The sequence below is a fragment of the Mycolicibacterium novocastrense genome (assembly GCF_001499835.1).
GTDB classification, from domain to species: Bacteria; Actinomycetota; Actinomycetes; order Mycobacteriales; family Mycobacteriaceae; genus Mycobacterium; species Mycobacterium novocastrense.
Window position 1 is genome coordinate 210,339 of sequence record NZ_LQIH01000034.1, and the last position, 15,027, is coordinate 225,365.

General features: G+C 65.9%; 18 protein-coding genes and 1 pseudogene. 16 read left to right on the forward strand and 3 right to left on the reverse strand.

The features are described 5' to 3' along the window. Nucleotides 1-7: 7 nt before the first annotated feature. The 14 genes from AU072_RS20810 to sppA all read left to right on the forward strand — a co-directional run bounded on the left by AU072_RS20810 (nt 8) and on the right by sppA (nt 10,100). A complete protein-coding gene (locus AU072_RS20810; RefSeq protein WP_064415523.1) occupies nt 8-2,359 on the forward strand; it encodes an arylsulfatase in 2,352 nt (783 codons plus the stop codon). A 46-nt stretch (nt 2,360-2,405) separates the two neighbouring features. Next, nucleotides 2,406-3,098: a hypothetical protein gene (locus tag AU072_RS20815; protein WP_064415524.1), complete on the forward strand. Its 693-nt coding sequence runs from the start codon at nt 2,406-2,408 to the stop codon at nt 3,096-3,098. 296 nt (nt 3,099-3,394) lie between these two features. Then, nucleotides 3,395-3,763 (forward strand): 50S ribosomal protein L14, encoded by a 369-nt coding sequence (gene rplN, locus AU072_RS20820; protein WP_064345604.1) that lies wholly within the window; start codon nt 3,395-3,397, stop codon nt 3,761-3,763. Continuing rightward, nucleotides 3,764-4,084, forward strand: coding sequence for a 50S ribosomal protein L24 (gene rplX, locus AU072_RS20825; RefSeq protein WP_064345605.1), 321 nt, complete (start codon nt 3,764-3,766; stop codon nt 4,082-4,084). A 1-nt stretch (nt 4,085) separates the two neighbouring features. Then, a complete protein-coding gene (rplE, locus tag AU072_RS20830) occupies nt 4,086-4,658 on the forward strand; it encodes a 50S ribosomal protein L5 (RefSeq protein WP_064345606.1) in 573 nt (190 codons plus the stop codon). Between the two features lie 3 nt (nt 4,659-4,661). Next, the gene (locus AU072_RS20835) at nt 4,662-4,847 is read left to right on the forward strand and encodes a type Z 30S ribosomal protein S14 (RefSeq protein WP_059101363.1); all 186 of its coding nucleotides are present in this window, start codon (nt 4,662-4,664) and stop codon (nt 4,845-4,847) included. A gap of 135 nt (nt 4,848-4,982) precedes the next feature. Further along, complete coding sequence (gene rpsH / locus AU072_RS20840) at nt 4,983-5,381, forward strand: 30S ribosomal protein S8 (RefSeq protein ID WP_064345607.1); 399 nt, start codon at nt 4,983-4,985, stop codon at nt 5,379-5,381. 21 nt (nt 5,382-5,402) lie between these two features. Beyond that, nucleotides 5,403-5,942: a 50S ribosomal protein L6 gene (gene rplF, locus AU072_RS20845; RefSeq protein WP_064415525.1), complete on the forward strand. Its 540-nt coding sequence runs from the start codon at nt 5,403-5,405 to the stop codon at nt 5,940-5,942. After that, on the forward strand, nt 5,943-6,353 hold the full coding sequence (gene rplR, locus AU072_RS20850) for a 50S ribosomal protein L18 (protein ID WP_064415526.1): 411 nt from the start codon (nt 5,943-5,945) through the stop codon (nt 6,351-6,353). Nucleotides 6,354-6,387: 34 nt separating this feature from the next. Next, the gene (gene rpsE / locus AU072_RS20855) at nt 6,388-7,047 is read left to right on the forward strand and encodes a 30S ribosomal protein S5 (protein WP_090340020.1); all 660 of its coding nucleotides are present in this window, start codon (nt 6,388-6,390) and stop codon (nt 7,045-7,047) included. 3 nt (nt 7,048-7,050) lie between these two features. Further along, entirely contained in the window at nt 7,051-7,233 is a 183-nt protein-coding gene (gene rpmD, locus AU072_RS20860; protein ID WP_064415528.1) for a 50S ribosomal protein L30, read from the forward strand. Further along, nucleotides 7,230-7,673, forward strand: coding sequence for a 50S ribosomal protein L15 (gene rplO, locus AU072_RS20865; RefSeq protein WP_064415529.1), 444 nt, complete (start codon nt 7,230-7,232; stop codon nt 7,671-7,673). Before rpmD ends, rplO begins: the two co-directional genes overlap by 4 nt. 117 nt (nt 7,674-7,790) lie before the next feature. Then, nucleotides 7,791-8,132 (forward strand): DUF732 domain-containing protein, encoded by a 342-nt coding sequence (locus AU072_RS20870; protein WP_064415530.1) that lies wholly within the window; start codon nt 7,791-7,793, stop codon nt 8,130-8,132. A 171-nt stretch (nt 8,133-8,303) separates the two neighbouring features. Beyond that, the gene (gene sppA, locus AU072_RS20875) at nt 8,304-10,100 is read left to right on the forward strand and encodes a signal peptide peptidase SppA (protein ID WP_064415531.1); all 1,797 of its coding nucleotides are present in this window, start codon (nt 8,304-8,306) and stop codon (nt 10,098-10,100) included. Between the two features lie 9 nt (nt 10,101-10,109). On the opposite strand, the gene AU072_RS20880 is transcribed toward sppA, so the two are convergent. The 3 genes and pseudogenes from AU072_RS20880 to AU072_RS20890 form a co-directional block, all read right to left on the reverse strand. Further along, nucleotides 10,110-11,009 carry a class I SAM-dependent methyltransferase gene (locus AU072_RS20880; protein ID WP_064415532.1) on the reverse strand — a complete coding sequence of 300 codons (900 nt, stop codon included), beginning with the start codon at nt 11,007-11,009 and terminating at the stop codon, nt 10,110-10,112. A 9-nt stretch (nt 11,010-11,018) separates the two neighbouring features. Beyond that, nucleotides 11,019-11,920 (reverse strand): annotated as a pseudogene (locus AU072_RS20885) (class I SAM-dependent methyltransferase). Continuing rightward, nucleotides 11,917-12,873, reverse strand: coding sequence for a class I SAM-dependent methyltransferase (locus AU072_RS20890; protein ID WP_064415533.1), 957 nt, complete (start codon nt 12,871-12,873; stop codon nt 11,917-11,919). The pseudogene AU072_RS20885 and the gene AU072_RS20890 overlap by 4 nt, the downstream one beginning before the upstream one ends. A gap of 264 nt (nt 12,874-13,137) precedes the next feature. On the opposite strand from AU072_RS20890, the gene secY reads away from it, so the two are divergent. Together secY and AU072_RS20900 are read left to right on the forward strand one after the other, a co-directional pair. Then, nucleotides 13,138-14,478, forward strand: a complete 1,341-nt coding sequence (secY, locus tag AU072_RS20895) for a preprotein translocase subunit SecY (RefSeq protein ID WP_064400094.1) — start codon at nt 13,138-13,140, stop codon at nt 14,476-14,478. Then, nucleotides 14,475-15,023 (forward strand): adenylate kinase, encoded by a 549-nt coding sequence (locus AU072_RS20900; RefSeq protein WP_064415534.1) that lies wholly within the window; start codon nt 14,475-14,477, stop codon nt 15,021-15,023. Before secY ends, AU072_RS20900 begins: the two co-directional genes overlap by 4 nt. The last annotated feature ends 4 nt before the right edge of the window (nt 15,024-15,027 follow it).

Consider the following 15,027-nt stretch of genomic DNA (forward strand, 5'->3'; position numbering starts at 1 on the left):
GCGGGGTATGGCAACCGAATTCAACGGCAAGATCGAACTCGACATCCGAGACTCCGAACCGGACTGGGGCCCGTACGCCGCACCGACCGCCCCCGAAGGCGCCCCCAATGTGCTCTACCTCGTGTGGGACGACATCGGTATCGCCACATGGGACTGCTTCGGCGGCCTCGTCGAGATGCCCACGATGAGCCGAATCGCCGAACGCGGCGTTCGGCTGTCGCAGTTCCACACCACCGCGCTCTGCTCGCCGACCAGGGCCTCGCTGTTGACCGGCCGCAACCCGACGACGGTCGGCATGGCGACGATCGAGGAGTTCACCGAGGGCTTCCCGGGCTGCAACGGGCGGATCCCGCTCGACACCGCGCTGTTGTCCGAGGTGCTGGCCGAACGCGGATACAACACCTACTGCGTCGGCAAGTGGCATCTGACGCCGCTCGAGGAGTCCAATCTGGCTTCCACCAAACGGCATTGGCCTCTGTCGCGCGGTTTCGAGCGGTTCTACGGCTTCATGGGTGGCGAAACCGACCAGTGGTACCCGGAATTGATCTACGACAACCACCCCGTCGCGCCGCCTGCGGCGCCCGAAGAGGGATACCACCTGTCAAAGGACCTGGCGGACAAGACCATCGAGTTCATCCGCGATGCGAAGGTCATCGCGCCAGACAAGCCGTGGTTCTCCTACGTCTGCCCGGGAGCCGGGCACGCCCCACATCACATCTTCGCCGAATGGGCCGACCGTTACGCCGGCAAATTCGACATGGGCTACGAGCGGTACCGCGAGATCGTCCTGGAGAACCAGAAGAAGCTCGGCATCGTTCCCCCCGACACCGAGCTGTCGCCGATGAATCCGTATGCAGATGTCAAGGGGCCCAACGGTGAACCGTGGCCGACGCAGGACACGGTGCGACCGTGGGATGAGCTCGGGGACGACGAGAAGCGCCTGTTCTCGCGCATGGCCGAAGTGTTCGCCGGATTTCTGTCCTACACCGACGCGCAGATCGGCCGCATCCTCGACTATCTGGAGGAGTCGGGCCAGCTCGACAACACGATCATCGTCGTCATCTCCGACAACGGCGCGAGCGGCGAAGGGGGCCCGAACGGTTCGGTGAACGAGGTCAAGTTCTTCAACGGATACATCGACACCGTCGAGGACGGACTGCGTCTTCTCGACAACCTCGGTGGCCCGGAGACCTACAACCACTATCCGACCGGCTGGGCGATGGCGTTCAACGCCCCGTACAAACTCTTCAAGCGGTACGCATCGCACGAAGGAGGGATCGCGGACCCCGCAATCATCTCTTGGCCGAAGGGGATTGGCGCACACGGCGAGGTGCGAGACAGCTACATCAACGTCTGCGACGTCACACCGACGATCTATCAGCTCCTCGGGATCACCCCGCCCGAGACGGTCAGGGGAGTGCCGCAGAAGCCGCTGGACGGCGTGAGTTTCGAAGCTGTGCTGAGGGATTCGTCGGCGACAACCGACAAGCACACGCAGTTCTACACGATGCTCGGAACCCGGGGGATCTGGCACGACGGCTGGTTCGCCAACACCGTGCACGCCGCGTCCCCGGCTGGTTGGTCACATTTCGACAGCGACCGCTGGGAGTTGTTCCACATCGAAGCCGACCGCAGCCAGTGCCACGATCTGGCTGTCGAAAACCCCGACAAAATCGAAGAACTCAAGAAACTGTGGTTCGCCGAGGCCGATAAGTACAACGGGTTGCCGCTTGGCGACCTGAACATCTTCGACACGATCTCCCGGTGGCGGCCGAGTCTGGCGGGCCGGCGTGAGTCGTACCGCTACTACCCGGGCACAGCCGACGTCGGCATGGGAGCGGCGGTCGAGATACAAGGACGATCCTTCGCCGCCATGGCCGAGATGGTGATCGACACGTCAGGGGCTCAAGGCGTGATCTTCAAGCACGGTGGCGCGCACGGCGGCCACGCGATGTTCGTCCAGGACGGGCGGCTGCACTACGTATACAACTTCCTGGGCGAAGAGGAACAGCGGATGTCGTCATCGGAGGCGGTTCCGTCGGGGCGGCACTCGTTCGGGGTCGCGTATGTGCGGACTGGGACTGCCGAAGGCAGCCATACCCCTATCGGAGACGCCGCTTTGTACATCGACGATCAGCAGGTCGCGACATTCAGTGGAATGCGGGTCCACCCGGGAACGTTCGGGCTCGCCGGTGCGAGTCTGAGTATCGGCAGGAACGCCGGCTCGCCGGTTTCGCGTTCGTACAAGCCGCCGTTCGCGTTCACCGGTGGCACCATCGTTGCGGTGAACATCGACGTCTCGGGCAAGCCGTATCTGGACCTGGAAAGGGAGTTCGCGCGGGCATTCGCGAAAGACTGAGTAAAAAGGACGAAAGCCACCAAAGGGCCGAGGCGGGACGGGATTCATGAAGTACGCCGTGGGACAGGCGATCGCGCTGACGTGCCTGCTGACCGCGTGCGTCGACAACAGCGAAGGCGTCCCCATCGCAGAAGAGGCCGCGGTCTCCGACACGACGATCACCGCCACCACGACGCCGTCGTCGACCCTGCCCTCGGACCCGGATGTCGATACCGCCCAGCCCGGCATCGTGCCGACCCCGCCACCGTCGGCGCCCGGCGGCGGTTGCACCTTGTCGGGCCCGCCTTCCGAGCAGGTGTCGGCCGCGGTACCCGATCCGGCGGCGCCCACGATCACGGTGGCGCTACCGGCGGGCTGGTCAACGACGGCCGGGCAGGGCGATGTCGGGCTGCGGCTGACCGGACCGGATCAAATGTGGGCGACGGTCACCATCGCCAAGACGGCGCTACCGCCGGCCGAAGCGTTCGAACGCTATGCCGACGACGCCGTGGCGGCGTCCGACATCAGCACGCTGAGCGTGCTTCCGGCCGAACTGTGCGGCTACAGCGGTCAGAAGCTGCTCGGATCGTGGGCGGACGCCCCGGGATCCGCGGTGGAGTTCGGCGACAGGATCGCCCACATCCCGACGAGCACCGGTGACTACCTGGTGGCGGTGCACGTCCAAGCTCCTGCTCAGACGCCGGGCTTCGACCCGCTGGCTTCGCCGCTGCTGGGCGAGTTCGGCATCGTCATTCCCTGATCGCTCGCCTGCGCGCGAGGTTCGTGGGCTTTGCGGTCGCTCGGAGCCCAGCGAGCGTGCATGAAGTGTCGAGGATCCGCGGTGTGTCGTCGACAGACACGCGCGCTCGCGGTGCAGGGGGTGCGTGATCAGCGGCGATTTGGCTTCCTGCAGGTCCTCCCATAGAATCAGGCGGTTGCCTTGGGCAGACCTCGGTTCTCTTCGAGAAAACCCCGCGTGCCCTTCGGTGACAGCAAGACCGCGCACGTCCAGGTCGGTATCTGGCGTGCATACAAAAACCAGGTCGAGGAGATCGAGTGATTCAGCAGGAATCGCGGCTCAAGGTCGCCGACAACACGGGCGCCAGGGAGATCCTGTGCATCCGCGTGCTCGGCGGCTCGTCGCGGCGCTATGCCGGCATCGGCGATGTCATCGTGGCGACCGTCAAGGAAGCCATTCCCGGCGGCAACGTCAAGCGTGGCGAGATCGTGAAGGCCGTCATCGTGCGGACCGTCAAGGAGCGCCGTCGCGCCGACGGCAGCTACATCAAATTCGACGAGAACGCTGCCGTCATCATCAAGCCCGACAACGACCCGCGTGGTACCCGCATCTTCGGCCCCGTCGGCCGTGAACTGCGCGAGAAGCGCTTCATGAAGATCGTCTCGCTTGCTCCGGAGGTGTTGTAGATGAAGGTCCACAAGGGCGACACCGTGCTGGTCATCTCCGGCAAGGACAAGGGCGCCAAGGGCAAGGTGCTGGTCGCCTACCCCGCCCGCAACAAGGTGCTCGTCGAGGGCGTCAACCGGATCAAGAAGCACACGGCGGTGTCGAGCAACGAGCGCGGCGCACAGTCCGGCGGCATCGTCACCCAGGAGGCGCCGATCGACGTCTCGAACGTGATGGTCGTCGACTCCGACGGCAAGCCCACCCGCATCACCTACCGGGTTGACGAGGAGACCGGCAAGAAGGTCCGCATCGCCAAGACCAACGGCAAGGACATCAACTGACATGACCACCGTCGAAAACACCGCAAAGACCCTCCCGCGCCTCAAGCAGCGCTACCGCGAAGAGATCCGCGACGCGCTGTCCAAGGAGTTCGGCTACGCGAACGTCATGCAGATCCCCGGCGTGGTCAAGGTCGTCGTCAACATGGGCGTCGGCGACGCCGCTCGTGACGCGAAGCTGATCAACGGCGCGGTCAACGATCTCGCACTGATCACCGGCCAGAAGCCGGAGATCCGCCGGGCGCGTAAGTCCATCGCGCAGTTCAAGCTTCGCGAAGGCATGCCGATCGGCGCTCGCGTCACGCTGCGCGGTGACCGGATGTGGGAGTTCCTCGACCGGTTGATCTCGATCGCGCTGCCGCGTATCCGCGACTTCCGCGGCCTGTCGCCCAAGCAGTTCGACGGCACCGGCAACTACACCTTCGGACTCACCGAGCAGTCGGTGTTCCACGAGATCGATGTCGACTCCATCGACCGCCCCCGTGGCATGGACATCACCGTCGTCACCTCGGCGACGAACGACGACGAAGGACGAGCGCTGCTGCGGGCGCTGGGCTTTCCGTTCAAGGAGAACTGAGTAATGGCAAAGAAGGCACTGGTCAACAAGGCCAACAAGAAGCCGAAGTTCAAGGTGCGCGCCTACACCCGCTGCCAGCGGTGCGGGCGGCCGCACGCCGTCTTCCGCAAGTTCGGTTTGTGCCGGATCTGCCTGCGCGAGATGGCACATGCGGGCGAACTGCCCGGTGTGCAGAAGAGCAGCTGGTAATCCAGCCCCGACCAGTCCAACCAAACAGGTTGCGGCAGGCCCGGATACCGGGAACCACCGCGAGAAAGGTGAACCCGCTGTCATGACCGCGATGACGACGATGCGGAGCGCAGCGACGAAGAGGAGCAGCGCTCGATGACTATGACGGACCCGATCGCAGACTTCTTGACCCGTCTGCGCAACGCCAATTCGGCGTACCACGACGAGGTGACACTGCCTCATTCCAAGCTCAAGGCCAACATCGCCGAGATCTTGAAGAAAGAGGGCTACATCGCCGACTACCGCACCGAGGACGCGCGGGTCGGCAAGTCGCTTGTCGTGCAACTGAAGTACGGCCCAAGCCGGGAGCGAAGCATCGCCGGTCTGCGCCGCGTGTCCAAGCCCGGTCTGCGGGTGTACGCGAAATCCACCAACCTGCCGCGGGTTCTCGGCGGCCTCGGCGTGGCGATCATCTCCACGTCGTCGGGCCTGCGGACCGACCGCCAGGCAGCCCAAGAGGGCGTGGGCGGCGAAGTCCTCGCGTACGTGTGGTAGGCGAGAAGGAGTAGAGCTCAAATGTCGCGTATTGGAAAGCAGCCGGTCCCGGTCCCCAGCGGGGTCGATGTGTCGATCGACGGGCAGAACGTATCGGTCAAGGGGCCCAAGGGCTCTCTGGAATTGGCGGTGGCCGACCCGATCCGAATCGCCCGTGACGACGACGGCGCCATCGTGGTGACGCGTCCCGACGACGAGCGGCGCAGCCGTTCGCTGCACGGTCTGTCACGCACCCTGGTGGCGAACCTGATCACCGGCGTCACCGAGGGTTACACCACCAAGATGGAGATCTTCGGTGTCGGCTACCGCGTGCAGCTCAAGGGTTCCAACCTCGAGTTCGCGTTGGGCTACAGCCACCCGGTGACGATCACCGCCCCCGAAGGGGTGACGTTCGCGGTGGAGACACCGACGAAGTTCTCGATCTCCGGCATCGACAAGCAGAAGGTCGGCCAGGTTGCGGCGAACATCCGCCGCCTGCGTAAGAGCGATCCCTACAAGGGCAAGGGCATCCGCTACGAGGGCGAGCAGATCCGCCGCAAGGTCGGAAAGACAGGTAAGTAAATGGCTTCGACAACAAATTCGGCAGCGCCGACGCGCAAGCCCGTGGGCCAGAACATCTCGCAGACCCGGCGGGCGGCGCGACTGCGTCGGCACGCTCGGTTGCGTAAGAAGATCTCCGGCACGGCAGAGGTGCCGCGGTTGGTGGTCAACCGCTCCTCGCGGCACATCCACGTGCAGTTGGTGAACGACCTGGAAGGGACGACGCTCGCAGCGGCATCCTCCATCGAGGCCGACGTGCGGGCGGTCGACGGTGACAAGAAAGCCCACAGCGTGCGGGTCGGTCAACTGATCGCCGAGCGCGCGAAGGCCGCAGGGATCGACAAGGTCGTGTTCGACCGCGGTGGGTACACCTACGGTGGACGGATCGCGGCGCTGGCCGATGCGGCGCGCGAAGGCGGGTTGAAATTCTGATGACTGACTTCAACACAATGGGAAGGACTGCATGATGGCCGAACAGGCAACAGCCGGCGGCCCCCAGGACGGCCGCGGGTCGCGGGGCGACCGCGACGGACGTGGCCGCCGCGACGACCGCGGCGGTCGTGGCCGCGACGGCGGCGACAAGAGCAACTACCTCGAGCGCGTCGTCTCGATCAACCGTGTCTCCAAGGTGGTCAAGGGCGGCCGCCGGTTCAGCTTCACCGCGCTGGTGATCGTCGGTGACGGCAAGGGCATGGTCGGCGTCGGATACGGCAAGGCCAAGGAAGTTCCCGCCGCCATCGCGAAGGGCGTCGAAGAGGCGCGCAAGAATTTCTTCCGGGTTCCGCTGATCGGCGGCACCATCACCCACCCGGTGCAGGGCGAAGCCGCCGCCGGTGTGGTGATGTTGCGTCCGGCCAGCCCCGGTACGGGTGTGATCGCCGGCGGTGCGGCTCGCGCGGTGCTGGAATGCGCCGGAGTGCACGACATCCTGGCCAAGTCGCTGGGCAGCGACAACGCGATCAACGTGGTGCACGCCACCGTCGCCGCGCTCAAGCTGCTGCAGCGCCCCGAAGAGGTCGCGGCCCGACGCGGGCTGCCCATCGAAGACGTGGCGCCTGCGGGCATGCTGCGGGCGCGCCGGGAGGCCGAGGCGCTTGCCGCGTCGGCTGCGCGTGAAGGGTCGTAAATCATGGCAGAGCTGAGGATCACCCAGGTGCGCAGCACCATCGGTGCGCGCTGGAAGCAGCGGGAGAGCCTGCGGTCGTTGGGGCTGCGCAAGATTCGCCAGTCGGTCGTCCGTGAGGACAACGCGCAAACGCGCGGGTTGATCAAGACCGTGCATCACCTCGTAGAGGTGGAGGAAGTCAGATGAGCGTTATCAAACTGCATGACCTGAAACCGGCACCCGGTTCGAAGACCGCCAAGACCCGCGTGGGTCGCGGTGAGGGTTCGAAGGGTAAGACCGCGGGTCGCGGCACCAAGGGCACGAAGGCCCGTAAGAACGTCCCTGCGACGTTCGAGGGCGGCCAGATGCCGATCCACATGCGGCTGCCGAAACTCAAGGGTTTCCGCAACCGGTTCCGCACCGAGTACGAGGTCGTCAATGTCGGCGACATCAACAAGCTTTTCCCCAAGGGCGGCGACGTCGGTGTGGACGAGCTGGTGGCCGCGGGTGCGGTGCGCAAGAACGCGCTGGTGAAGGTGCTCGGCGACGGTAAGCTCACCGTGAAGGTGAACGTCACCGCGCACAAGTTCAGCGGCAGTGCTCGCGAAAAGATCACCTCCGCGGGCGGCTCGGCGACCGAGCTGTAAACCCCAAGCGACCGGAAGCCCCTGCCGTGAAGGTGGGGGCTTCTGTGTGTTGGGCGGTGGTAACGCCACGCGCCGTCCGCCGATATGGTGCGTAGGCGTGACACATCAGGAGCAGATATGACCTACCTCCGCCGGCTCACCGCCGTCGTTGGGGCCGCCGGTATCGCTTTGTTCGGCGCCACGGCGACCGCCCATGCCCAGGACAACGATGCGAAGTTCGCCGATCAGGTCGAGGCTTTGCAGATTCCGCTGGGCGAAACGGACCTGCCGGCGTTGGGACGGGGTATCTGCGACATGCTCACCGCGGGGCTCGAGGGCAGCGCCAACCCGGTTCCTGTCGTACGCGGGGTGGTCAACCGCCTTGCCAGCAGCGGGATGGATCGCGGGCAGGCCGCGGGGCTGATGCGTGCGGCGGTCGCCGTCTACTGCCCGCAGCACGGCCGCTTCATGGGCCGCTGACCGGACATCTTTCGAGTCGACGCAGCACCACCCCGGCTCACAATGAGAGCCCATGCAGCCCTTCGTTGTTCGGGGAGTTGCTGGCTCACCGCCCATCGACGTGACGAAACGGCTGTTGGGCGTCGAAGGCCGCGAACTCACGGTTCTCACCGGCGTCGGTACGCTCGAACCATGTCCGCTTTCCTGCCCGGCATGTCCGGACTTCCCGGTCTCGACGACGTGCGCGCGCTGGCCCGGCGCATCGACACCGCCCGCCACAACGGTGTCCCGAACGGATGCGTGCTCGAACTCGATCTGACGTCGGTGCCGAATGAGACCGGTGGGTTCGACCCGCTCGCATTGATCTCTGGGACGGGCCGCCCGCTGTTGCTGAGGGAGGCCGTCGCAGCGATCCACCGGGCGGCTGAGGACGACCGGGTCGCCGGGCTGGTCGCCCGGGTGCAGCTGCCTGCCACGTCGCCGGGCCCGGTGCAGGAACTGCGTTCGGCCGTCGCGGCGTTCAGCGAAGTCAAGCCGTCACTGGCGTGGGCCGAGACCTATCCCGGCACGCTGTCGTACTACCTGGCATCGGCGTTCCGCGAGGTGTGGATGCAGCCTGCGGGCACGGTGGCTTTGGTGGGGTTCGCGACGAACGCACTGTTCCTGCGCGGCACCCTCGACAAGATCGGGGTCGAGGCGCAGTTCGTCGCGCGCGGTGAATACAAGTCTGCGGCAAACCGTTTCACCGAGGACGGCTATACCGAGGCTCATCGTGAGGCCGATGAGCGGTTGATCCAGAGCCTGCACGCCCAGGTGCTCGAGGCGGTCGCGCAGTCGCGTCACCTCGATCCTGCGGAGATCGACGCCCTCGCCGACAAGGCGCCGTTGCTGCGCGACGACGCCCTCGCCGGAAGCCTGATCGACCATGTCGGCTTCCGCGACGAGGCCTATGCGCGCATGGCCGAACTGGTCGGCGCGCCGGGCTTCAAGCCGGGGGCGGACGCGGACGCCGACGACGCGCCACCGCGGCTGTTCCTGTCGCGTTATGCGCGTGCGACCGCGGACCGCCCGGCTCTGTCGATGCCGTCCATCCCGGGACGCAAGAAGGCGACGATCGCCGTGGTGACCCTGCACGGGCCGATCGTGAGTGGTCGCGGCGGCACGCAGCCGCTGCCGCTGGGCAGTTCGAGCGCGGGTGGCGACACGATCGCCGCGGCGCTTCGCGAAGCCGCCGCCGACGACGACGTTTCGGCGATCGTGCTGCGCATCGACAGCCCCGGCGGTTCGGTGACCGGATCGGAAACCATCTGGCGCGAAGTGCATCGCAGCCGGGACAAGGGCAAACCGGTGGTCGCGTCGATGGGTGCGGTCGCGGCGTCGGGCGGCTACTACGCTGCGATGGCCGCCGATGAGATCATCGCCAATCCCGGCACCATCACCGGGTCGATCGGGGTGTTGGCGGGCAAGCTGGTGGCCCGTGAACTCAGGGGGCGTTTGGGTGTCGGCTCCGGAACAGTGCGGACCAACCGCAACGCCGACGCGTGGTCGCTCAACGAGCCGTTCACCGACGAGCAGCGCGCACAGGTGGAGGCCGAGGCGGACCTGCTCTACACCGATTTCATCGAGCGGGTCGCCGTGGGCCGCAGGATGAGCGTCGAGGCCGTCGACGCCGTTGCGCGCGGCCGGGTGTGGACCGGCGCGGACGCGCACGAGCGCGGATTGGTCGATCACCTCGGCGGTCTACGCGCCGCGATCACGAGGGCCAAGGTGCTCGCGGGGATGGACGCCGACGCCGAGGTCCGCATCGTCTCGTATCCCGGTTCGTCGCTGCTGGACCGGCTGCGGCCCAAGGCGTCCTCACAGCCGGCAGCCTCGCTACCGGATGCCGTCGTCGGACTGCTCGGGCGCTCCATGGTGCAGTTGGCCGACCAGACCGAGCGCTCGCTCAGTGGCGTTAGCGCGCTGTTGTTCGGCGATTACCGATTCTGAGCGAACGGGTCAGCGCTTGATCGCCGACAGGTAGCTCATATCGCTGAACAAGCCGATCGTGCTGTCCTCGTCGAACGTGAAACCGTTGGCGGCGTACGCATCCGGCATCTTCTGCGTCGTGACGTCCCATCCGCGGTCGGTCAGATAGTCGACCACATCGTTGCGCTCACCGTGGTAGATGAGCTCGCCCATCTCGATGTTCTGTCCGTACGCCTGGAGCTTCTCGGCGATCTCCCGGGACCGCTCGTCGGAGAACATGCTGACGTCGGGGATGTGCTCGGTGGCCACCCGGCTGCCGGGCGCACTCAGGTCGTCGATCCGGTCGAACAGCAGGTCCTGAGCCTCGGGCGGCAGGTAGATCAGCAGCCCCTCGGCGATCCACGCGGTCGGTTGACTCGGGTCGAAACCGTTGTCGCGCAGCGCCTTCGGCCAGTCGTCGCGCAGATCGATGGCCACCACGTGCCGGTCCGCGCTCGGTTCGGCCCCCAAAGCCGCCAGGGTGTCGCTCTTGAAGGCGATCACCTCGGGCTGGTCGAGTTCGAAAACGGCGGTGCCCGTCGGCCACCCCAGACGGTAGGCACGGGCGTCGAGTCCGGCGGCCAGAATCACCGCCTGGCGGACACCTGCCGCCGCGGCGTCGGTGAACAGCCGGTCGAAATGGCGCGTGCGCACCGCCATTCCCTCGGCGGCGCGGCGGGTGTTGAAACGGGGGTCGATGGCATCCAGTGAGATCTCGCCGTCGAGCGCCCGGACGAAGAAGTCCAGGCCGACCGCGCGCACCAGGGGTTCGGCGTAGGGGTCGTCGATCAGACCCTCGCGGTGGCTCAGGACGCGCTGCGCTGCGACCATCGTCGCGGTCGAGCCGACGCTCGATGCAAGATCCCAGGTGTCGTTGTCGGTGCGGGCCATTGGCGCTCCTCAGTTGCGGGTTGCGATGATCGCGAGCGAATCACGCATCGGGGTAAGAAGTTCCGTGTCGGGAAATACTCGGCCGTATTCGGCGAACACCTCGGGACGGCTCTTGGTGGACACCGCCCACCCGTGTTCGGCCAGATACTCCACGACGTGGCGGCGCTCGCCCTCGTAGAACAGGTGCGAGATGTCGAGGTGGACGCCGTTCTCGCCCCACTGCTTGCTGATCGCCTTACTGCGTTCACCGATTGTCGCCGCGGCGTCGGGGTGGTACTCGGTGGCGAGTCTGCTGCCCGGTGCGCTCTGCGCGCCGATGTCGTCGAACAGCTTGTCCTGCGCTTCGGGCGGCAAGTAGACGAGCAGTCCTTCCGCACTCCACGCCGTCGGTTGCGTCGGATCGAAACCGTTGTCGCGCAGCGCTTTCGGCCAGTCCTCGCGCAGATCGACACCGATGGTGCGCAGCTGGGCCGAAGGGGCCGCCCCAGCGAGGACATCGTCGCGGTCTTGAACTCGATCACCTGCGGCTGGTCGAGCTCGTAGACGACGGTGCCATCGGGCCACGGCAGCCGGTAGGGCCGCGAGTCCAATCCCGATGCCAGGATCACCGCCTGCCGGATCCCGCCGCCGGTGCAGGTCAGGAAGAAATCATCGAAGAACCGCGTGCGCACCGCGATCATCCGCGCCATGAAATCGGCCCCGGCGCCGTCGATGTCGTCACCTTCGATGCCGCCGTCGACCAGGCTCGTGAAGAAGTCGATGCCGACCGCGCGCACCAACGGTGCGGCGTACGGATCGTCGAAGAGCGGGTCCTCCTCGCGGCTGGCGATCGCGCGGGCGGCCGCGACCATCGTGGCCGTGGTACCCACGCTCGATGCCGGATCCCAGCTGTCCGAATCCGTTCGGCTCATTTCTCGAGTATGCCGATGATGTACTGCATCTCACCGAACCTGCCGGCCTCGTCGTCCTCGGGCAGCGGCGGCAGACCGTTCTCGGCCAGCAGATCGCCGACGGTTCGGCGAGTCAGCCGCCAGCCCCGATTCTCGAGATAGGCACCGGCCTCGTTGCGGTCACCGATGTAGACGAGTTCGGAGAAGTCGAGTTCGAAGCCGTGTTCGCGCCACCGCTGGGCCGATTCCTGCATCCGGGCCAGCACCTTCTCGCGATCGTCCGGGTCGCTGCTGGCGGGGCCGCTCTCGACGGCCACCCAGCTACCGGGAGCGCTCAATTCGGTGATGGTGTCGAGCAGCTTGTCCTGTGCTTCCGGCGGCAGATAGCCGAGCAGGCCCTCGGCGCTCCATGCGGTCGGCAGGGCCGGGTCGAAACCGGCGGCCCTCAACGCCGCCGGCCAGTCGAAGCGAAGGTCGATCGCCACCGCCCTGCGCTGTGCGGTCGGTTCGGCGCCGAGATCGGCCATTGCCTGGCTCTTGAACGCGATGACGTCGGGCTGGTCGATCTCGAAGACCGTCGTGCCGGCCGGCCAGGCCAACCGGTATGCGCGCGCGTCGAGCCCCGACGCCAGGATCACCGCCTGCCGGACGCCCGCGGCACCCGCGGCTTCGAAGAACTCGTCGAAGAACTTCGTCCGCACCGCCATGTTGTCGGTCATCCGGGCCATTCCGACGGTGGCCCCATCCGAGGTGTCGCCGTCGAGCTCCTCGAGCGTGAGCTCGCCGCCGGCGAGTCGAGTGAAGAAGTCCACGCCCACGGCGCGCACCAACGGCTCGGCGTACGGATCGGAGATCAGCGCGCCGTCACCCGTGCTGGCGATCGCCCGCGCCGCCGCGACCATCGTCGCGGTCGCGCCGACGCTCGACGCGAGATCCCAGGTGTCTCCCTCATATCGCGGGCCGGTACGTGCCATTTCAACTCCTGACGCTATTGATTAGTGGATATAACGAGATCGGTTCCACGGTATGTTCCCGGCCTGAGAGGTCGCTGTGAGGCGGGGACGATCAGCGGGATGCGGGCCAACGGGGCCCCAACTGTTACTCTCGTAGACTGTTTGACGGGTAACTCTGCAGGCTGCGCGCTTGACGGGGGTCCGCACACGACTTAACCAAGACGCTGGTCGAATCCAGCCCCATCCGCACGCCGCGATCAACAGGCCGGCTGCGCAGGAGGAAGAGTGCTTTCGGCTTTCATCTCTTCACTCAGGACGGTCGACCTGAGGCGAAAGATCCTGTTCACCCTGGGCATCGTGATCCTTTACCGGGTCGGCGCCGCCATCCCGTCTCCGGGAGTGAACTACCCGAACGTGCAGGAGTGCATCGCAGAGGTCACCGGGGGTGAGTCCGGACAGATCTACTCGCTGATCAACCTGTTCTCCGGCGGCGCCCTGCTGCAGTTGTCGGTGTTCGCCGTCGGTGTGATGCCCTACATCACCGCGAGCATCATCGTGCAGCTGCTGACCGTGGTGATCCCGCGGTTCGAGCAGCTGCGTAAAGAAGGACAGTCCGGCCAGGCCAAGATGACGCAGTACACGCGCTATCTGGCGATCGCGCTGGCCATCCTGCAGAGCACCAGCATCGTGGCGCTGGCGGCGAACGGCGGCCTGCTCCAAGGCTGCTCGCTGGACATCATCCAGGGCCAGAGCGAGGGGCTGAACATCTTCACCCTCGTCGTGATGGTGCTCGTGATGACCGCCGGCGCGGCGCTGGTGATGTGGATGGGTGAGCTGGTCACCGAGCGTGGCATCGGCAACGGCATGTCGCTGATCATCTTCGCGAGCATCGCCTCGGCGATTCCCGGTGAGGGTCAGACCATCCTCGAGAGCCGCGGCGGCCTGGTGTTCGCACTGGTCTGCGCCGGTGCGCTGGCGATCATCGTCGGCGTGGTGTTCGTCGAGCAGGGCCAACGCCGGATCCCGGTCCAGTACGCCAAGCGAATGGTCGGCCGCAAGATGTACGGCGGCACGTCGACGTACCTGCCGTTGAAGGTGAACCAGGCCGGCGTCATCCCGGTGATCTTCGCCTCGTCGCTGATCTACATCCCGCAGCTCATCACGCAGCTCATCCAGAGCGGCAGTTCCAACCCGAACAGCACCAACTGGTGGAACACGTTCGTCGCGAACTACCTCACGGATCCCAGCAGCCTGGCCTACATCGGGGTCTACTTCGCATTGATCGTGTTCTTCACCTACTTCTACGTCTCCATCACGTTCAATCCCGATGAGCGGGCCGACGAGATGAAGAAGTTCGGCGGCTTCATTCCCGGCATCCGGCCGGGTAAGCCGACCGCGGACTACCTGCGTTACGTGCTGAGCCGGATCACCCTTCCAGGGTCGATCTACCTGGGTCTGATCGCTGTGCTGCCGAACCTGTTCCTCTCCGTCGGAAGCAGCGGGCCCGTGCAGAACCTGCCGTTCGGTGGTGTGGGCGTACTGATCCTCGTCGGGGTTGGCTTGGATACCGTCAAACAGATCGAGAGCCAGCTGATGCAGCGCAATTACGAAGGGTTCCTGAAGTGAGAGTCGTTCTGCTCGGACCGCCCGGCGCCGGCAAGGGCACACAGGCCCAGAAACTCTCCGAGAAGCTCGGCATTCCGCAGATCTCGACTGGCGATCTCTTCCGCAAGAACATCGGCGACGGCACGCCGTTGGGGCTGGAAGCCAAGAAGTATCTCGACGCCGGCGACCTGGTGCCCTCCGAGCTGACGAACAAGCTGGTCGAGGACCGCATCGAACAGCCGGATGCGGCCGACGGGTTCATTCTCGACGGCTACCCCCGCTCCGTGGAGCAGGCCAAGGCGCTCGACGACATGCTCAAGCGCCACGACTCCAAGCTCGACGCGGTGCTGGAGTTCAAGGTCTCCGAGGACGAGCTGTTCAAGCGGCTCAAGTCCCGGGGCCGCGAAGACGACACCGAAGACGTGATCCGCAACCGGATGCAGGTCTATCGCGACGAGACCTACCCGCTGCTCGAGTACTACAGCAGCAACAACCTGCAGCAGGTCGACGCGGTCGGCGCCCTCGACGAGGTCTTCGCGCGCGCTCTGCAGGCCCTCGGTAAGTAGCGGA